Raw genomic sequence first — 18,722 nt, 5'->3', positions numbered from 1 at the left:
GCGATCGGTCCGCCCATGGTCCTTGCCAGGTGTGTTTCCCCCTCGTTACGATCCTAATTGAACTGAACTCAAGTTGTATTTCGCCGCGGCTGGCGGCGTCTCCGTCGGTCCGTCGGCGACCGACACCCCCCAGGCCGTCGAACGGCCGCCGGATGAAAGGGCGCACACTCATGACGTTGCGTGCATACATGGCGAGCATGGACAGCCGGCATCCGGAGCGGACACTGGAGCTGCTCGAACCCGACTTCCGCTTCCTCATCGCCCTGCCGGGCAGGGAGGTCACCGGAACGTCCCGAGACGACTTCGCGGCCTACATCGCCGGGCGCAATCCGGTCGACCGGGCACACGAGGTCCTGCGCTACAGCAGAGACGGTGACACTGAGATCGTCTATGGCGTGGTGACGGAGCGCGGACGCTACACCGGCTCGTTCCTGTCCGCGGCGGTCGTCTCACCCGGCGGCCTCCTGGCGCGCTACCAGTCGTACTTCAGCACCTCCTTCCAACTGGTCGACTGGACCGAGCCGGGCGGCCGGCCCGGATCCGCCGCCCTGACCGACAGGAGCCGGGCATGACCGAGTCCTCCGCCGCGGCGCCGTTCCTCACCCGATGGTTCGAGCTCCTCGACGGTGACGAGCCGTCGAAGATCCTCGACCTGATCAGCGATGACTTCGCGCTGTCCATCCTGTTCTCCACCGGAGATGGCAACGCCACCGACTTCGCCGGCGGCCGCGCGGCCCTCGTCGGCTATCTCGAACAACGCGAGAAGGGCACCCGGACCCACCACCTGCTGTCGGCGACCACCATCGGCCGGGATGAACTGTTCCTGGGAGAAGTACGGCGCGGGGGCGTCCCCGAGGCCGGTTTCGTCGCCGCCGGGCGGGTGAACGGCGAAGGACGGCTGCAGCGCCTGCTGATCGGCCGGTCGTCCGAGATCCGCTTCGACTGACCAGAGGGAGACGGTCGTGTACAACCTGATTCTGCTCGCGTCCCGGCCTCCGGACTGGACCCACCAGCAGTTCATCGACTGGTGGCGGGGCGACCACGCGGACCTGACCTACCGCCTGCCCGGACTGCGGGCCTGGCGGCACACCGCGATCGACGACGCGCTGGAGCAGCGATCCGAGGGCTGGGACGGGATCTCCGTGCTCAGCTTCGACTCTCCAGAGGAGCTGAAGAAGGCCCTCGCGAGCCCTGAGTGGGCGGACGCGGTGGCACAGGTCGGGGACATGAGGGGCCGCCGTATCGCCGTCATGGGACACGAGGCGGAGATGTTCACCGCCTGAGACCTCCGGGGGACGCAGGTCGGGGCACGGCGCCAGCGAGGAAGCAGGATGCGACAGGTAACGCGGGAGTTCCAGCAGAGGGCCGAGGAGGCCGACTTCGTCGCCGTCATCGACGACACGGGCCCCCACACGGCCCGGGAAATGCTCGACGAGGCGGCCCGGCTGGCCGGAGCGGTGTCCGCCGCCGCGGGCGGCACCGTCATGCTCCAGGCCGACAACTCGTGGCGCACCGTCGCCGCCACCCTCGCCGTCGGCCTGCGGGGCGGGACGCTGGCGGTGGTCAACCGGCACACGACACCTCAGGAGTTCGCCGCGGCCTGGGAGGACATCCGCCCGGACGCCGTCGTCGCCGAGCCCTCGGCGATGGAGGAATGGGCGGTGCACGATCTGCTGCCGGCCTCGGCGGGCACGGTGCTCGGCGGCTGGCAGGCGCGGTCCGCGTCCCGGCCGAGCGACGTGTCGCGGTGGTCGGGCGGTGTCCTGATCGGCCTCACCTCCGGATCGACCGGGCGTCCCAAGGGCGTCGTCCAGTCCGAGGAGGCCCTGCGCTATGCCACGGCGAGCACCATCGCCATCAACGGCCTGTCCCGCGGCGACGCCGTCGCCGCGATCGTGCCGCTGTCGTCCACGGCGGCGTACTGCTTCGGCGTCTACCTCGCCCTGCTGCTGGGCGGCCCGCTCGTCCTGATGAGCAGGTGGGACCGCGCCGTCGCGCTGGAGCGGATGGGCGGTGCCGACGTCCGCTGGACCATGTGCGTCCCGACCATGGCGTTGCAGATGGGCGTCGAGGCCGCCGGCTCCGGTGTCCTCCGCTGCGCCCGCTCGATCACCGTCGGGGGCGGGCCCATGGACCGCGGGGCCCTCGCCCGCGCCGAACGGTCCCTGGGCACGAAGATCCTGCGTGTCTTCGGCATGTCCGAATGCCTCGGACACACGTCCCCCGGTCCCGGCGACCCTGAGGAGATCCGTCTCGGCAGGGACGGACGGCCCTTCCCGGGGACGGACGTTCGCGCGATCACCCTCGACGGGCGGGTGGCCGGCCCGGGCGTGACCGGCCGGGCGCAGGTGCGCGGCCCGTCCCTCTTCCTCGGCTACGCCCGGGACGGGCGCGTCCAGCCGCCCGAGCTGACGGCGGACGGCTACTTTCCCACCGGCGACCTGCTGATGACCCATGAGGACGGCACCATCAGCATCATGGGCCGGGAGAAGGACGTCATCATCCGCGGGGGCCGCAACATCGACATCACCGAGATCGAGCGCGCCGTCGCCGGCCATCCGCGGGTCGCGTCGGCGTGCGTCGCGGCGGTCCCCGACGAGGTGCTCGGTGAACGCGTCGCGCTGCTGGCCGTCACCGAGGACGGCCGTGACATCGGGCTGGCCGAGGTGACCGGATACCTGGAGAGCGTCGGCCTGTCCAAGAGCAAGTGGCCCGAGTACGTCTACAGCGTCGCCGAACTGCCCCAGACCAAGGTCGGCAAGCTCGACCGGGCCGGGGCTCGCGACCTGGCCGCCCGGCTGCGCGACCGAACGGCCGATCCGGCCTGAGGCGGCGGAACGTCCCGCCGGCGGATCACCGTGCGCGACCACTACACGCACGCCGTGGAACCGCGCCGGCTGCCGGGCTCGCGGGTCTACCCGGACTCGCTGCGGCTCATGGCCCGGTACGCCGACGCCCGCCCGTGACTCAGCGGGCCGTCCAGCCTCCGTCCACGTACAGCTCGGAGCCGGTGATGAAGCTCGCGTCCTGGGAGGCCAGGAACGCCACCGCCCCGGCGACCTCTTCGGGTCGGCCGAGCCGCCGCATGGGGGTGCCCTCGACCATCGCCGTGTGGCGGGGCGTGCCGCGCCACAGGTTCCGCGAACGCGGAGTCTCGATGAAGCCGGGGTGGATGGAGTTGACGCGCACGCCGCGCTCCGCCCAGTGCAGGGCGGCGTTCTTGGTCATCAGGCGGACCGCGCCCTTCGCGGCGTGGTAGGAGAACTGACTGCCGAACCCGCCGACCGTGCCGAAGATGGACGCGATGTTGACGATGGAGCCGCCGCCGGCGCGTTCGATCGCGGGCCCGCCGTGCTTCATGCCGAGCCAGACGCCGGTCTGGGTGACGGCGATGACCTTGTCCCAGGTCTCCTGGGTCTCGGTCTCGACGGTTCGCATCTCGGCGATGCCCGCGTTGTTGACGAGCACGGACAGGCCGCCGAACTCGGCGACGACGCGTTCGACCGCGGCGCACCACCGCTGTTCGTCGGTGACGTCCAGCGGAAGAGCGAGTGCCCTCCCTCCGCCGGCCGTCAGTTCCGTCGCCAGCGCTTCGCAGGGACCGGCGTCCACGTCCGTCACCGCGACGGCGGCGCCTTCGGCGGCCAGGCGGCGTACGACCGCCTCCCCGATGCCACCGGTCGCACCGGTGACCAGTGCGGTCTGTCCGGACAGTCGGCCGTGCACGGGCCCTCCTTCACTCGGTGTGTCGGTCACGGCAGGAGCTCCAATCCCGAGCGCAGCAGCGCGGGAACCGCCGACCCGACCCGTTCGAATCCGGTGCCGACGGTCCGGCCCGCGAGGTGGCGGGCGTGAATGCCTTCGGCGATGACGGCCAGCTTGAAGTACGCCAAAGCGCGGTAGAAGTGCAGGTCCCCGAGGTCGCGGCCGGACCGCTGGGCGTACCGCTCGGCCAGTTCCCGGCCCGACGGGAAGCCGGGGTTGGCGGTCGGGACGTGGCGTACCCCCAGCACCGGCTCGCAGGTCGGCTCCCAGTACATGAGCAGCATCCCGAGGTCGGCGAGGGGATCACCGAGCGTCGCCATCTCCCAGTCCACGATCGCGGCGATCCGTCCGGGGTCGCCGGGCGCCAGGATGACGTTGTCCAGGCGGTAGTCGCCGTGCACGATCGCCGAGGCGCCGCTCACGGGCAGGGCCCGGGCCAGGCGGCCGTGGAGTTCGTCGATGCCGGGCAGCGGGCGGGTGGCGACCTTGTCCCACTGCCCGCGCCACCGCCGCACCTGACGCTCCAGGTATCCCTCGGGACGGCCGAAGCCGTCCAGCCCGGCGTCGGCGGCGTCGACCGAGTGGAGGTCCACCAGGGCGTCGACGAGCGCCTCGGCGCTGCGCCGCGCGTCGGCGGGATCCAGCGCGGCCGCCTCGTCGCCGTCGCGCAGCACCGTCCCCTCGACGAAGTCGACGACGCAGAACGGCGCCCCGATCACCGTGGGGTCGGAGCACGACAGCACGGCGCGCGCGACCGGCACCTCGGTGCGGCCGAGCGCGGCGACGACGCGGTACTCACGGTCCATGTCGTGCGCGGTGGGGGTGAGCACTCCCAGCGGCGGCCGGCGCAGGACCCAGCGGTGCGTGCCGTCGGTCACCTCATAGGTGAGGTTGGAGCGCCCGCCGTGCAACGGCGTGACCCGGAGCGGACCCGCACACTGGGGGATGTGGCGGTCGAAGTGGCGCTGCAGCGCGGGTCCGTCGACGCCGACGACGGCCGTGTCGCTCCCGGACCGGGTCACCGTGCGGCCCTCTGTTCCCGCGCTGCCGACGGCCGTGTCGCTCCCGGGCCCGGTCACCGTGCCGCCCTCCGCTCCCTCGCCGCGCGCACCGCGCGTTTGGCGATCGCCCAGCGATGGGTCTCGGAGGGGCCGTCGTAGATGCGGAACGGGCGCACCTCCCGGTACAGCCGCGAGAGCGGGACGTCACCCGAGATGCCGAGCGCTCCGCACACCTGCACGGCCCGGTCGACCACCCGGTTCACCGCCTCGGAGACGTACGTTTTGGCGATCGAGGTGTGCTGGGCGGCCGGGCGCCCCTGGTCCAGCTCCCAGCAGGCCCGCCACAGCACCGCGCGGCCGGTCTCGATATCGATCTCGTTGTCGGCGAGCAACTGCTGCACCATGCCGAGTTCGGCCAGCGGCCGGCCGAACGCCGAGCGGTCGGCCGCGCGGTCCAGGGCGATGTCCTGGGCACGGCGTGCCACCCCGAGCCAGCGCATGCAGTGGGTCATCCGGGCGGGGCCGAGGCGTACCTGCGCGTACGGGAAGCCCTGGTCCACCTCGCCCAGCACCGCGTCGTCGCCGACCTCGCAACCGTCGAAAACGATCTCGCTGTGCCCGCCGAACAGGCCCTGGTCCAGGGTGTCGATGTTCCGGACGAGCTTCATTCCCGGGTTGCCGGCGTCGACGAGGAACATCGTCGCGCCGCCGCGGTCTCCGGGGACCCCGCTGGTACGGGCCATGCAGACGGTGAACGCGGCGCCGTCCGCGCCGCTGATGAACCACTTGCGGCCGTCGATCCGCCAGCCGCTCGCGGTCCTCGTCGCGGTCGTGGCGAGCGCGCGGGGGTCGGATCCGGCACCGGGCGCGGGTTCGGTCATCGCGAAGCACGAGCGCACCTCGCCGGCCGCCAGCGGGCGCAGGTACCGTTCCTTCTGCTTCTCGGTCGCCACCATCGCGAGCAGGTGCATGTTGCCCTCGTCGGGCGCCGCGCAGTTGAGCGCGAGCGGGCCCAGGAGCGAGTACCCCGCCGCCTCGAACACCACGGCCTGGCCGCGCAGGTCCAGCCCGTGCCCGCCCCACTCCGCACCGACGTGGGGAGCGAACACGCCCGCCGTCCGGGCCGCCTCCTGCAGCCGACGCCGAAGTGGCTCCGGCCCGGCGTGGACGTTCCCGTCGGACGCCTGTTCCTCGGGCAGCACCACATCCCGGACGAAAGCGGTGGTGCGCCGCGCGATGCCGTCGGTCCGCTCGTCGATCTCGAAATCGATGGACACCCTCACCCCTGGCCTGGCCATGCGGCATCCGCCGTACGACGACGTCTGTACCGCTACGGAAACACCCCTATATCTTCTTGAATTGAATTCAAATTGGCAAGGGTGTATCTCATGGTGCAGACCTGCCTTCGGGCGAGCAGTGGAAGCTCGATGCCACGCGGGTGTCACCGTCGCCGCTGTAGGCGGCCGCCTGCGGATACGGGCACAACGGCCGGGTCTGCCCGGAAGACGCCTTGGAAGCGGTGATGCTGTCGGGCGCGGTCCCTCGCTCGACCCACGCACGGACGGTCCCGATGGCGTCGTAACCGTCAAGCCCGGGACCGCCGGCGACGTGCCCGACGCCGGGTTGCATGAACAGCCGGAAGAAGGAGCGGGTGCGCGCCGGGCCGCCCAGCCGCCGTACGACCTTGTCGTAGTACTCGATCGGGAGTGTCTGGGCGTTGTAGGCGTCGGACCAGCCCTGCGTCATGATCAGCTTTCCGCCGTGGGCCGCGAACGCGCGCAGGTCCGGGCTGGTCGCGTCGATGACGGGGCTGAGCCTGGCCTCGACCGCGTCGGCGTCGTGGCCGAAATCGAAGCCGGTCCAGTCCCAGTTCGGGTCGCCGAACACGGCGCGGCCGAACAGCGGCTGCGCGTACTGCCGGACCAGGCTGTGGCCGCCGGAGCTCTGGACGCTGTACCAGCCCGCGCTGGACGCGGCACCGCTCTCCGGGTCGGCCTCGCTGCCGCGGACGAACCCCGGATACAGCTCCCGGCCGGTACGTGCGTCGCGCACGGGCGCGTAGATGACCTTCGCGGCGGCGACCTGCGGTGCGGTGAGGCAGGACGAGGCGCCGCCGCCTTCGGGGCACAGCAACGTCGTGGGGTCGAAGTGGCAGTCCTGCGGCCGCGTGAGGTAGTCGTCGGAGGGCACCGCCTTGTCGGCCGCGCACGCCGACAGCACCGCGTGGTTCAGCAGTGCCAGCCTGTCCGGCGGAAGGTAGGCGTCGGGGTCGCGTTCGGACGGGAGGGCGGTGTGAACGAAGCTCATCATGAGATGGCTGTAGGCCATTCCAGGCGCCATCGCGACGATGCCGTCATAGTCGCGCGGAAAGTATTCGGCCTCTTCCATCGCCTGATCACCGCCGGTCGAGCCACCGACGAAGTAGGAGTGGTGCGGCCGGCGACCTCGGTACGCGGCGATCGCCGCCTTGGCGGGTTCCGTCATCAGATGGATCGAACGATGTCCCCAGTCGGCGAGCAGGACGGGATCACTGATCCAGGTGCCGACGGTGTCGGAGGCGGAGTGGCCGGTGTCGGTGGAGGCGGTGGCGTACCCGGCGCGCAGCGCCTGGGCCATGGCCGCGTACGTGATCGTGCCGGCGAAGCCGCCGTTGCCGACGGCCTCGTAGGCACCCGACCATGCGCCGGACGGAATCCACACCTCGAACCGCACGGTACGCGCCGTGACCGCGGCGACCCGGCAGAACGCCGGAAGGCCGGTGAAGGTCTGGCCGTCGGGGGTCGTGTAGGAACCGGCCGCGACCTGCTCGGTGGCGGTGATCCGGGCTCCGGGCAGGTGCCGGACACCCGCGCAGGCCGTGCGCGTGGCACCGACCCGGGGCGTGGCGCCGGCCTGCGCGGGCGGTGCGGTGAGAGCGACGGCGGCCAGGATGGCGACGGCGCGGCGAATGCCTCGTCGTGTCATGCGGAGCGTCCTTCCGGTGTGTCGGGCAGGTCGACGATGAGCTCGAGCAGGGCGCTGCTGAGGCTCTTGGCGTGGGTGTCGAGGTAGAGCGACGCGGTGACCGTGTCGTCCGGGTCGCGCCGGCAGACGAAGAGCAGCGCGGGCAGGTTGGGCATCTCGTGCCGGAGGACGTGTCCGTGGACCCGCCCGGCCAGGTGGTCCCGGACGACCTCCGCGGTCACCAGGCGGCACAGGTCCGGGTAGTGGCGCGGGTCGTACGGGATCAGCGACAGGGTGACCAGCGTCCCCTTGTCCCCGGCGCGCGAGTGGGCGACCTCGGCGAGCCTGACCTTCATCGATCGGCCACCGGGTGATGCACGCGGGGTTCCACGAGCGACCGTTCGATCGAGGTGGACACGATGCCGATGACCTCCTCCGTGGTGACGCGGACCCCGCCCCCACCCGCGGGCCCGGTGGTGTAGAGGGCGGTGACCTCGTGGCCGATGGCCTCGACGGCGTCGCGGGTGGGCGCGATGCCGGCGATCCGCAGCCGGCACTCGTACGGTTCGGCGCCGCCGCCCAGGTCGTCGCCGTGCAGGGCGGTGGCTCCGATGTAGTCGGCCCGCAGCCGGGGGATCAGGCCGTCGAGCCGGTCGGCGACGACCTGGCCGGCCAGCCGTGCCCGGTGCAGCGCCGTCGCGCCGGCGTAGGAGATCTCCGCCTCGCAGCGGAACCCGGCGCGGTATCCGACGCTGACCTTCAGAGTCGGCGGGCGCGGCGCGCCGGTGGTCGCCGTCACCCGGACCCGGTCGGGTCCGGTCTCGCGGATCCGGACCGTGGTGAAGTCGGCGGTCACGTCCGGGGTCAGGTAGGCCCGCGGGTCGGTCACCTCGTAGGCGAGTTGTTCGGCGACGGTCATCCGGTCGACACGGCCACCGGTGCCCGGCAGTTTGGTGACCACACCGGCGGCGCCCTCATCGACCTCGGCGATCGGATAGCCGAGGCCGGCCAGGTCGGGCACGGTCTTGTACGGCGGATCGGCGAAGTAGCCCCCGGTGACCTGGCCCCCGCACTCCAGCAGGTGGCCGATCGTCGTCGCTCCCGCGATCCGGTCCACGTCGTCGAGGGACCAGCCGAACTCGTGCGCCAGCGGTGCCACGAACAGCGACGGGTCGGCGATCCGGCCGCCGATGACGACCTGCGCGCCGCTCCGCAGGGCCGGCAGCAGCGCGTCCGCGCCGAGGTAGGCGCTGGCCGAGACGAGTTCGCCGTGCTCGACGAGCGGCCGGCCGTCCTCCCACGCGGGCGCGGTGACGTCGATCCGGTCGAGGACGTCGTCGCCGGTGACCGCGGCGACGCTCACCGGCACCGCCAGTTCCGCGGCGATCCGCAGCACCCGGCGCGCGGCGGCGAGCGGGTCGGCCGATCCGATGTTGGTGACCAGCCGGGTCCCGGTCCGCGCCAGCGGCTTCAGCAGCAGCCGCATCCGCCGGTCGAGCGAGGGATCGTATCCGGCGGCCGGATCGGCCAGCCGGCGCAGCTGCCCGAGCGCCGTGGTGCGCTCGGCCAGGCACTCCAGCACCAGGTAGTCCAGCTCACCGCGGTCGACCAGGCCGACCGCGGGCTGAACGCGGTCGCCCGCGAACCCGGCGCCGCAGCCGACGCGGACCGTCCGCCCCCGCTGTCCGGACGCGGAAGCTCGGGGCACGGTCACGGTTCGACCGGTCCCAGCGCGGCGCCGGCGGCGATCGTGCCATGGGTTCCGCCACCCGTACGGTGCCGCTGGACGATCGTCACCGCGGCCAGCGACACGACTCCGGCGGCGGCGAACACCAGGTAGGCGAGCTTGAGCGGGACCTCGTGGTCCAGCAGCGCTCCGCCGAGGTACGGTCCGGCGATCGCGCCGACCCGGCCGATGCCCAGGCACCAGCCGGTGCCGGTCCCGCGTAGCTCGTCGGGGTAGACGAGGGTGGAGTAGGCGTTCTCGGCGACCGACGAGCCGTACGCGAACATCCCGGCCAGGAACGCCAGCATCCCGATCGTGAGGTCGGAGTGCGCGAATCCAAGGACGATCAGGGACACCGCGACGCAGGCGTACGAGCCGAGCACGATGCGGGAGACCGCGACGCGTCCGGCCAGCGCGCCGTTGATGACGATGCCGACCACGCCGCCGCCGTTGAGCAGGATGAGCATCGTGAGGCCTCCGGCCACCGACAGGCCCGATTTCGCGACCAGCGTCGGCAGCCAGGTCAAGATGGCGTACAGCATCAGCAGGCACCCGGAGAAGGCGAACGCCAGCAGCACCGTGCGCAGCACGTAGCGGCGCTCGAACAGCCGGACCATCGGCACCCGGTCGGCCGACGGCGCGGCGTAGAGCTCCGCGTCGGCGGCCACCCGTCCCGGGCCGGCCACCGCGGCCATGATCCGGCGGGCCCGGTCCGTACGGCCGCCGCGCACCAGCCACTCCAGCGACTCCGGCAGGAACAGGGCCAAGACGGGGACCAGGAGGAGCGGGAACGCGCCGGTCAGGATCACGCCGCGCCAGCCCCACGAGCCGATGGCGGCGCGGCTGACGGCCGCCGCGAGCAGCGCCCCCGTCGCGTACCCGATGGAGGTCCACATCACGAAGGAGGACCGCCAGCGGCGCGGCGCGTACTCCGCGGACAGGGTGGCGGTGAGGGGCAGCGCGCCCCCGAGACCCAGCCCGGCGCAGAACCGCAGGACGTCGAAGACGACCGGGCCGGAGGCCGCCGCGCTGAGCCCGGCACAGACGCCGAAGACGGCCAACGAGACGATCAGGCTGGGCTTGCGGCCGATGCGGTCGGCCACGGTGCCGAGCCCGATGCCGCCGAACAGCATGCCGGCCAGCCCGGCCGACCCGAGCAGCCCGGCGGCGGTGTGGGAGATGTGCCAGGACTTGGTCAGCGCCGGTATCACGGCGCCCAGGATGCCGACGTCGTAGCCGTCGGCCAGGAGAGTGATCCCGCAGAGCAGCGCGACCGAGATGTGCACCCGGCCCAGCCTGCTGTCCTTCATGAATTCGGTGACGTCCGTACGCGGCATGGGCCACTCCCGGGCAGGAGACACGGTGGGGGTCGCGGCGTCGTTGCCGCCGTGTTGCGGATTGTTCACCTCGGAACGAAGATGCGTCCAACATCAATATCGCAACCATTTATGATCTGGACGCATGAATCTGTCGCTGCGCCAGCTCGCGGCCTTCGAAGCGGTGGCCCGGGCGGGAAGCTTCACCGCGGCCGCCGAGCGCCTGCGCCTCTCGCAGTCGGCGCTCAGCCGGACGGTCGCCGGCGTGGAACGGACTCTTCGCGTGTCACTGTTCGAGCGCACGACCCGGACGGTGACGCTCACCGCGGAGGGCCGGCAACTCCTGGCGGTCGCCGACCGGATCCTCGCGGCCCATCGCGTCGGAATGAACGACCTCGCCCGCTACCTCGCCGGGGAGCACGGCACGGTCACCATCGCGACACTGCCGTCGGTCGCGGCCGTCCTGCTCCCGCGCGTCCTGTCCATCTTCCACGAACAGCACCCCGGGATCACCGTACGGATCCTCGACGGCCTGGCCGGGACGGTCACCCGCCACCTGCGCGACGGCGACGCCGACCTGGCGATCACGATCCCGGATCGCGCGCCCCCGCGGATGCGGCGCCGCGCGCTGGCCCTCGATCGGTTCTTCGCGGCGCTGCCACCCGGGCACCGGTTGGCCGAGTCGGCGACGCTGACCTGGTCCGACCTCGCGCCTGAGCCGTTCGTCGCCATCGGTGCCGACTCCAGCGTGCGGATGTTCACGGACGCGGCGTTCGCCGACGCCGGAGTCAGCGCGGCCCAGGTCGTCGAGGCGGCCAACGTCGCCACGGTGGGCGGACTGGTGGCCGCCGGACTCGGCCTGTCCGCGCTGCCCGCCCTCGTGCAGGCCCTGATGAGCTTCGCCGGGCTGGTGCACCGGCCGCTCACCGGCCCGGTCGTCGAACGACGACTCGACGTCATCCTGCCCGACCGCGGCGCACCCGCCCCGGCCGCCCGCCACTTCCTCGACCTCCTCGAGACGCTGCACGCCGACGCGTATCCGCTACCCGCCGGCGTCCGGTGGGCTTCGGAGAGCGTGCCGCCGTCCAGGGAATGGCAGCCTGCGACGGCACCACCGCCAACGACCGGACCTTGACCGCCGGAAGGTTTTCGGCACCCACAGGGCTGTTCATCTGAATCTTGGCCAGCGCCGTTGTTCGCCCGTCGGTCAGCGGACGGCCGCTCCCAATGCCGCCTCGATCGCGTTGGTCAGCGTCTCCAGATACTCATCGTCGCTTCGGCCCTGTATGACCAGTACGCGGAATGCGAGCGGTGCGATCAGCAGGTCGGTGCCGAGTTCCAGATTCGATGCCCGGCGGTATGGAGGCGCTGATGGCGCAGAACACCATGGTGCGGTGGGTGGTCCGCAACGGCCGGTGGACCTTCGGTGTGTCCGACATCGACGAGCTGGTCAAGGCAACCGAGGCGTACACCTTCAGGGTTCGGCGGTGAGCCTGTCCACCGGCAGCCGCGGCCCGCTCCATGCCGTCCGCGTCGCTCGCCGCCCGGTACGGCGTCGAGCGGTCGAGTCGCGGACGACGAGCCGGACCGGCAACACCATGGGCTGCCCCGTGCGTGCCGGCGCTCCATCGATCATGGCGAGCAGGTGCTTCGTGGCGGCCGCGCCTTCGGCGAACAGCGGCGCCGCGACGGTTGTCAGCCGGGGCGTGACGATCTCGCCGGCGACGATGTTGTCGAAGGCGATGACGCTGATGTCGGCCGGGACCTTGGCTCCCAGCCGGTCGAGGCCTCTGATGAGCCCGATGGCCATCTGGTCGTTGTAGGTGAGGACCGCCGTCGTCGGGCGTCTGCGCAGTTCGTCGACGGCGGTCTCGCCGCCCTCGACGGTGGGGCTGAACGGGCCGATCCGGCGGACCTTGAGCTCGAGCTCAATGCCGGCCTGAAGCAGGGAACGCCAGCGGATCCCGTTGGCCCAGGACGCCTCCGGTCCGGACACGTACGTGATGTGGTCGTGCCCCAACGCGCCGAGATGCTCGGCTGCCCGCCGCGCGCCCTGGGGGTTGTCCGTCACCACGCAGGGGACGTCCGGGATCGCGCGGTTGAGAACCACCACGGGACGCTGCTTGGAGAACATCCGGATGGTGGAGTCCGACATTCGGCTGCTCGCCAGGACGATGCCGTCCACGGACGGCAGTGCGCGCTCCAGCGCCGTGCGTTCCAGACGGTCGGACTCCTGCGCGTCGATCAACACGGTGGTGTAGTCGGCATCGTTCGCCGCTTCCTGTGCCCCGCAGATCATCTCGGTGAACACCGGGTTCTTGATGTCGGCGATGACCAGCGCGATGATGCGCGTCCGGGACGTCGTCAGCGCGCGGGCCGGCGGGCTCGTCCGGTACCCGAGCCGTTCGGCCACCTGCCGGATCCGTTCCGCTGTATCCGCGTTGACGCGGCTCGGCCTTGAGAACGCACGCGACACGGTCGACGGCGCGACCCCTGCCTCGAGCGCGACGTGATAGATGGTGGTGCGCTTGTTCGGCGACCTGGCAGGTTCGGACATGTCGGCGCTCCCGGCACTGCTACCAACGAACGATCAGGGTAAAACCACGGTGAGCACATCGCAATATCCCGATAACATCACGTCGCCGACTTGCCGAACCAGGGTCGACCGGCAGCTCTGGTTCCTGGTCCCCGCAAGGGTCTTCGTCGTCGCGCAGTTCTGTATCCGTTCTTCTACCGGTTGACGCTGCCGTTCGAGCCCGGAGTCAAGAAGGCACCCGAGCACTGAGACGTCGTCGGCCATGCACCCGCGTGGACCGAGCGCCGCAGGCCGGGCTCGCCGCCGGTCCGCCGAGGCAACTGGTGGCAACCCGTTGCCGCGTATCGCCCCGGCCTGCGTCAATGCCGTGACACATGTCGCACGCGCGGAGCCCGGCGAGGCACCACCACTACGGCGATGGGACTGCCATGGATCAGGACTTTCAACCCACTCGGCGGATGGTGCTGGCCGGTCTCGCGGGCACCGCGGCCGTACCGGCGCTCGGTCGCCCGGCGATGGCCCAGGACGCCGAGCCGCCGAGAGCGATTCGTCAACGCGAACGCCACCTCCTCAATGACGACTGGTCGTTCGTTCGCGGCGACCTGAAATCGGCCGCCGACGCGGACGCGAACGGGACGGACTGGAGCGCCGTCACTCTTCCGCATACCTGGAACGCCAAGGACAGCATCGACGACGAACCGGGCTACTACCGGGGGCCCGGCTGGTACCGCCGAGAGCTGCGGGTTGACGACCGCTGGCGGGACAAGCGCGTGTTCCTCTACTTCGAAGGCGCGAACCAGGTCGCGGACGTCTTCGTCGACGGCGCGCCGGTCGGACGGCACGTTGGGGGATACGTCGCGTTCTGCGCGGACGTCACCGATCAGCTGCGTCGGGTGAAACCCGGCGGTGCCGCGACCATCGCCGTTCGCGTCGACAACGCCTACAACCCGGACATCCCGCCGCTGTGGGCCGACTTCACGTTCTACGGCGGTATCTACCGCAACGTATGGCTCGTCGTCACCGACCCGGTCCACATCGACCTGCTCGATCATGGCTCGTCCGGCATCTACGTCGACACACCGGACGTGAGCGCGGCCTCGGCCGACGTCCGAGTCCGGGGGCGGGTGGTCAACGCCGATCCGGAGACCACATGGGTGGACGTCGTCAGCACGGTCGTCGACGCGCGTGACCGTGAGGTGACGTCGCGCAGAACGCGGCTGAAGCTCGGTCGAGGCGAGACCGGGGACTTCGACCTGTCCCTGCCGGCGATCCGCCGCCCTCGCCTCTGGTCTCCGGAGTCGCCCTACCTCTACAAGGTCATCACCGTGGTGGACGGCGGCCGTGGTGGACGCGACCGCGTCGACGCGCCCCTCGGCCTCCGGTGGTACTCGGTGGACGCCGCCACCGGCTTCCATCTGAACGGATCGTCCTACCCGCTGCGCGGTGTGAACCGTCACCAGGACATCGTCGGGAAGGGCAACGCCCTCAGCGACGCCGAGCACCTCCGCGACCTCGAGATCATCAAGTCGATGGGCGCCAACGTGCTGCGCCTGGCTCACTACCCCCAGGCACCCGCGGTCCTTGAGGCCGCTGACCGCCTCGGCGTGATTCTCTGGGAGGAGGTGCCGTTGGTCAGTACCGTCACCGTGTCGGACCAGTTCGCCGCGAACAGCGTCAATATGCAGGTCGAGACGGTCCGACAGCACTACAACCACCCCAGCATCGTGTTCCGGGGCTACATGAACGAGATCCTCCTCCTGCCGCCTCAGCCCGAGCCGGCAGGGTACGAGCGGTTCGTCGTCGACCTTGCCCGCCGCCTCGAGGAGACGACCCGTGCGGAGGACCCGCGGCGACTGACCGTCATGGCGGTCGACCGCAACGACCGCTACAACACCTCCGGCATCGCCGACGTCCCGATGATCCTGGGCTGGAACCTGTACCACGGCTGGTACTACGACACCCCGGACGGTTTCGCTCAGTACCTGGACAAGGAACACGCCGACCACCCGAACCGTCCGCTGTGGGTCAGCGAGTACGGGGCGGACAGCGACAGCCGCCTGCACCGCGTCGACGCCGGGTACCTGCCGGTCGACCCTGCGACGGGCGGGGTGAGCTACCAGGACCAGTCGATCGAGTTCCAGCAGCTCTTCCACGAGGTCTACATCCGTGCCATCGACAAACGCCCCTTCCTGGTGGGCACGACCCTGTGGGCGCAATTCGAGTTCGGGTCGGAATTTCGCAGTGGCTCCGTCCCGCACGTCAACCAGAAAGGGCTGGTCCACCCGGACCGGAGCCCGAAGGACGTCTTCTACCTCTACCAGGCGCTGTGGCGTGACAAGCCCGTCCTGCACATCGCCGGCCACGAGTGGACGCATCGGGCCGGCACCGCACCCGACGCCCCGTGGGGAGCGGGCCGGCGGCCCGTGCCGCAGCCGGTGAAGGTGTACAGCAACCTGGATTCGGTCGAGTTGTTCATCAACGGGCGGTCGCTGGGCCGCAGGCAGCCGGACGACGTCCGTGCGGCCACCTGGCAGGTGCCGTTCGTCGACGGGGCGAACGAAATCGTCGCTCGAGGGGTGGCCCGCGGCAAGGTGATCACCGACTCCGTACGCGTCTCGTTCACCTATCAGGCTCCACGGCTCAGCGACCCCTCGGTGCCGTTCCGGCGACTCGCCGTGTCAGCCGGTGCCATCGTGCAGTACACCGACCCACAGTCGCTGGTGTGGGCCGAGGACCGGGCATACACCGACGGCGGCTGGGGCGCCATCGGTGGCACCACGGGCCTCATGCGGACTTGGGTGAACCGCTCGTCGGAGGATCCTCTGTACCAGACGTTCCGCGAGGGCATGACCGCCTACCGTTTCGACGTCCCGGCGGGACGGTACGGGGTGCGGCTCCGGTTCGCGGAACCATCGGAGAACGCTCGAGGAAAACGCGTCTTCAGCGTGCGCCTCAACGAGCAGGTACTCGTGAACGACCTCGACCTGGTGGCCGTGGCCGGGCCACGAACGGCCCACGACCTCGAGGGAACCGTCGCCGTGACGAATGCCGATGGGCTGAAGGTCGTGTTCAACCCGACGGTGGGCCACGCCGTCGTGAGCGGCATCGACGTGACCAGGCTGTAGCCGCCTCAATCCACCGCAGGCCCGGCACTGCCCGGCGGCAGGGCGTCGCTATGGCATTGCGAGGTTTGTCGGATACCGTGATGAGACGAACACCCAGGTCAGGGGGAGACGGGGTGGTGACGGCGTCGCATAAAGCACTGAAGTGGTCGGCGTCGCCGGCTGCGGGATCAGGGCGCTGGGACGACCTGATGTCCATGTTCGGCCGGTCGGCCGCAGTGTTCTGCATACTTTCCGGCCCGGAGCACGTGCTGGAGGCGGCCAACCCGGCGTTCTTCGCGGCGATCGGGTCCGACCGCGCCCGGACGGGCGTGCCGATCGCCGAGGTGATGCCGGGGCTCGCCGAGCAGGGCTTCGTCGCGCTGATGGACGACATCTACCGCACGGGCCGGGCTTACACCGCCGCCGACACCCGCGTCATGCGGGTCGTCGGCGACTCGTCCCGTGAGGCGTTCTTCGATTTCACCTGCGAGCCCCAGCGGGACGACGCCGGGGAGGTCGTCGGCATCACCGTGGTCGGGGTGGAGACCACCCAGGGCAAGAACGCCCAGCGGCTGACCGCCGAGCATCGTGCCCTGCTGGAACAGATCGCCCGCGACCAGCCGCTCGAACAGATTCTCGAAGGGATGGCCCTCATCCTCGAGGAGCAGTCGCCCGACCTGATCGTCTCGGTGCTACTGGCCGATCCCGACGGCGCGCACCTGCGCCATGGCACCGGGCCGAGCCTTCCAGACTTCTACAACGAGGCCATCGACGGCATCAGCGTCGGCGAAGGCGTCGGTTCGTGCGGCACCGCGGCCTACCGCCGGGAGCCGGTGATCGCCACCGACATCGGCACCGACCCCGACTGGCGGGACTTCCGGGACGTGGCGGAGGCCGCCGGCGTGGCCGCGTGCTGGTCCACTCCCATCCTCGGGACCGACGGCGTGCTCCTGGGCACCTTCGCGATGTACCACCGGCGTCCCTGCCTCCCGCAGGACGTCGACCTGGCGCTGAGCGCGGCCTTCACCCGTACCGCCGCGCTGGCGATCGAACGTCACCGCGTGCAGCAGGCGCGCGCCGCGGCCGAGGCCAAGGAACGGGCCGCCCGCCACGATCTCGCCTTCATCCTGGAGGCGAGCACCGAGCTGGCCCGTGACCTGGACGTCGACGAGACGTTGCACCACCTGGCCCGGCTGGCGGTACCCGCCCTGGCCCCGATGTGCGTCGTCGACGTGATCTGCACCGGGCGGATCGTCAGGGCCGCCACCGCCGCAGGGACGAAGGCCCAGGAAGACCTCCTGGCGGCCTGGAGTCCCGTGGAGGAGAAGACGATGGCTCGCCTGCTGGCCCGCGGGATCACCGAGGTGATCCAGAGCCCTCCCACCGTCCCCGGTCCCTGGCGTCGGCTCGGCGTGACCGGCCACCTGTGCGTCCCGCTCGTCGACCGCGGCCGCGTCCTCGGCGCCCTCACTCTGCTGGCCACCGACGAACGGCCCCTCGACGACCGGAGCGTGGCCTTGGCTCAGGAACTGGCCCTCCGGGCGGCCGCGACCGCGACGAACGCGTACCAGTACACCCAGCGCGTCCAGCTGGCTCATGACCTGCAGGCGGGCCTTCTGCTGCCGGATCTGCCCGAGCCGCCCGGCGCGACCGTCGCCTCCTGCTACGAGCCCGCCGGCGAGGGGCTGGAGATCGGCGGGGACTTTTACGATCTGTTCCGGCTGGACGACGACCGCTGGGCGTTCATGATCGGCGACGTCTGCGGTCGCGGTGCGGTGGCCGCCACGATGACCGGCCTGGTCCGCCACACGGTCCGCGCCGTCGCCCGCCTGCGGTGCGACCTGGTCGCCATCGCCGACGCGGTCAACACCGCACTGATCGAACGCTCCGCCCAGCACGAACTGAGCTTCGTCACCCTGGTCTACGGCGAACTGCGTCCCTCCGCCGGGCGGCTGAACGTGGAACTCATCCGCGCAGGTCACCTGCCCCCGTTGCACCGGCGTGCCGACGGCACGGTCGAGGCTCTCCACATCCCCGGCATGCTCCTGGGCGCCGGTCCCGACCCCGACATCGAGCCCCACAAGCTCGTTCTCGAGTCCGGTGAGAGCCTGGTCATGGTCACAGACGGGTTCACCGAGGCCCGCTCGCCCGACGGCGACCTCTTCGGTGACGAGCGCCTCGTCGCCGCACTCACCGCCCGCGGACCCGGCGAGCTCACCGCGCAGGACGCCCTGGACGCCATCACCGACGGGCTCGGGGCATTCATCGCGGGCTGCGACGACAGCGACGACGACCGCGCCGCACTGGTCATCACGGCCACCTGAGCCGATC

General features: G+C 71.1%; 15 protein-coding genes. 7 read left to right on the top strand and 8 right to left on the bottom strand.

Features of this window, described 5'->3' with window-relative positions:
- Positions 1-170 precede the first annotated feature (170 nt).
- From ACQP2O_RS28425 to ACQP2O_RS28410, 4 genes are read left to right on the top strand one after another with little or no spacing between them, the layout of a single operon-like run.
- Positions 171-572, top strand: coding sequence for a hypothetical protein (locus tag ACQP2O_RS28425; RefSeq protein ID WP_433170242.1), 402 nt, complete (start codon positions 171-173; stop codon positions 570-572).
- Complete coding sequence (locus ACQP2O_RS28420) at positions 569-946, top strand: nuclear transport factor 2 family protein (protein ID WP_433170240.1); 378 nt, start codon at positions 569-571, stop codon at positions 944-946. Before ACQP2O_RS28425 ends, ACQP2O_RS28420 begins: the two co-directional genes overlap by 4 nt.
- Positions 947-962: 16 nt before the next feature.
- The gene (locus tag ACQP2O_RS28415; RefSeq protein WP_433170238.1) at positions 963-1,283 is read left to right on the top strand and encodes an EthD domain-containing protein; all 321 of its coding nucleotides are present in this window, start codon (positions 963-965) and stop codon (positions 1,281-1,283) included.
- A 48-nt stretch (positions 1,284-1,331) separates the two neighbouring features.
- Entirely contained in the window at positions 1,332-2,828 is a 1,497-nt protein-coding gene (locus ACQP2O_RS28410) for a class I adenylate-forming enzyme family protein (RefSeq protein WP_433170236.1), read from the top strand.
- Positions 2,829-2,967: 139 nt separating this feature from the next.
- On the opposite strand, the gene ACQP2O_RS28405 is transcribed toward ACQP2O_RS28410, so the two are convergent.
- The 7 genes from ACQP2O_RS28405 to ACQP2O_RS28375 form a co-directional block, all read right to left on the bottom strand.
- Positions 2,968-3,726, bottom strand: a complete 759-nt coding sequence (locus ACQP2O_RS28405; RefSeq protein WP_433170234.1) for an SDR family NAD(P)-dependent oxidoreductase — start codon at positions 3,724-3,726, stop codon at positions 2,968-2,970.
- 26 nt (positions 3,727-3,752) lie between these two features.
- Positions 3,753-4,844 carry a phosphotransferase family protein gene (locus ACQP2O_RS28400; RefSeq protein WP_433170232.1) on the bottom strand — a complete coding sequence of 364 codons (1,092 nt, stop codon included), beginning with the start codon at positions 4,842-4,844 and terminating at the stop codon, positions 3,753-3,755.
- Positions 4,841-6,043, bottom strand: a complete 1,203-nt coding sequence (locus ACQP2O_RS28395) for an acyl-CoA dehydrogenase family protein (protein ID WP_433170230.1) — start codon at positions 6,041-6,043, stop codon at positions 4,841-4,843. Before ACQP2O_RS28395 ends, ACQP2O_RS28400 begins: the two co-directional genes overlap by 4 nt.
- 109 nt (positions 6,044-6,152) lie before the next feature.
- The gene (locus ACQP2O_RS28390) at positions 6,153-7,730 is read right to left on the bottom strand and encodes a tannase/feruloyl esterase family alpha/beta hydrolase (protein WP_433170228.1); all 1,578 of its coding nucleotides are present in this window, start codon (positions 7,728-7,730) and stop codon (positions 6,153-6,155) included.
- Positions 7,727-8,065 carry an AtuA-related protein gene (locus ACQP2O_RS28385; protein ID WP_433170226.1) on the bottom strand — a complete coding sequence of 113 codons (339 nt, stop codon included), beginning with the start codon at positions 8,063-8,065 and terminating at the stop codon, positions 7,727-7,729. Before ACQP2O_RS28385 ends, ACQP2O_RS28390 begins: the two co-directional genes overlap by 4 nt.
- The gene (locus ACQP2O_RS28380) at positions 8,062-9,423 is read right to left on the bottom strand and encodes an acyclic terpene utilization AtuA family protein (protein ID WP_433170224.1); all 1,362 of its coding nucleotides are present in this window, start codon (positions 9,421-9,423) and stop codon (positions 8,062-8,064) included. The genes ACQP2O_RS28385 and ACQP2O_RS28380 overlap by 4 nt, the downstream gene beginning before the upstream one ends.
- Complete coding sequence (locus ACQP2O_RS28375) at positions 9,420-10,772, bottom strand: MFS transporter (protein WP_433170222.1); 1,353 nt, start codon at positions 10,770-10,772, stop codon at positions 9,420-9,422. Before ACQP2O_RS28375 ends, ACQP2O_RS28380 begins: the two co-directional genes overlap by 4 nt.
- Before the next feature lie 124 nt (positions 10,773-10,896).
- On the opposite strand from ACQP2O_RS28375, the gene ACQP2O_RS28370 reads away from it, so the two are divergent.
- Positions 10,897-11,886, top strand: coding sequence for a LysR substrate-binding domain-containing protein (locus ACQP2O_RS28370; protein ID WP_433170220.1), 990 nt, complete (start codon positions 10,897-10,899; stop codon positions 11,884-11,886).
- A gap of 339 nt (positions 11,887-12,225) precedes the next feature.
- Here the strand turns inward: ACQP2O_RS28370 and ACQP2O_RS28365 are convergent, their stop codons facing one another.
- Complete coding sequence (locus tag ACQP2O_RS28365; protein WP_433170218.1) at positions 12,226-13,308, bottom strand: LacI family DNA-binding transcriptional regulator; 1,083 nt, start codon at positions 13,306-13,308, stop codon at positions 12,226-12,228.
- Positions 13,309-13,715: 407 nt separating this feature from the next.
- On the opposite strand from ACQP2O_RS28365, the gene ACQP2O_RS28360 reads away from it, so the two are divergent.
- Positions 13,716-16,412: a glycoside hydrolase family 2 TIM barrel-domain containing protein gene (locus ACQP2O_RS28360; RefSeq protein WP_433170216.1), complete on the top strand. Its 2,697-nt coding sequence runs from the start codon at positions 13,716-13,718 to the stop codon at positions 16,410-16,412.
- A gap of 116 nt (positions 16,413-16,528) precedes the next feature.
- Entirely contained in the window at positions 16,529-18,715 is a 2,187-nt protein-coding gene (locus tag ACQP2O_RS28355; protein WP_433170214.1) for a SpoIIE family protein phosphatase, read from the top strand.
- Positions 18,716-18,722 lie beyond the last annotated feature (7 nt).

This window comes from Actinoallomurus sp. CA-150999 (assembly GCF_050942425.1).
In the GTDB taxonomy this organism is placed as follows: domain Bacteria; phylum Actinomycetota; class Actinomycetes; order Streptosporangiales; family Streptosporangiaceae; genus Actinoallomurus.
Note: the sequence above shows the minus strand (reverse complement) of the source record. Positions and strands in the feature narration are given on the sequence as shown.

Excerpts from the sequence above, each read along its gene's own strand:
- ACQP2O_RS28410 (WP_433170236.1), top strand. The coding sequence starts at position 1,332 with ATGCGACAGGTAACGCGGGAGTTCCAGCAGAGGGCCGAGGAGGCCGAC.
- ACQP2O_RS28365 (WP_433170218.1), bottom strand. The coding sequence starts at position 13,308 with ATGTCCGAACCTGCCAGGTCGCCGAACAAGCGCACCACCATCTATCAC.
- ACQP2O_RS28385 (WP_433170226.1), bottom strand. The coding sequence starts at position 8,065 with ATGAAGGTCAGGCTCGCCGAGGTCGCCCACTCGCGCGCCGGGGACAAG.
- ACQP2O_RS28370 (WP_433170220.1), top strand. The coding sequence starts at position 10,897 with ATGAATCTGTCGCTGCGCCAGCTCGCGGCCTTCGAAGCGGTGGCCCGG.
- ACQP2O_RS28425 (WP_433170242.1), top strand. The coding sequence starts at position 171 with ATGACGTTGCGTGCATACATGGCGAGCATGGACAGCCGGCATCCGGAG.
- ACQP2O_RS28420 (WP_433170240.1), top strand. The coding sequence starts at position 569 with ATGACCGAGTCCTCCGCCGCGGCGCCGTTCCTCACCCGATGGTTCGAG.
- ACQP2O_RS28360 (WP_433170216.1), top strand. The coding sequence starts at position 13,716 with ATGGATCAGGACTTTCAACCCACTCGGCGGATGGTGCTGGCCGGTCTC.
- ACQP2O_RS28390 (WP_433170228.1), bottom strand. The coding sequence starts at position 7,730 with ATGACACGACGAGGCATTCGCCGCGCCGTCGCCATCCTGGCCGCCGTC.
- ACQP2O_RS28375 (WP_433170222.1), bottom strand. The coding sequence starts at position 10,772 with ATGCCGCGTACGGACGTCACCGAATTCATGAAGGACAGCAGGCTGGGC.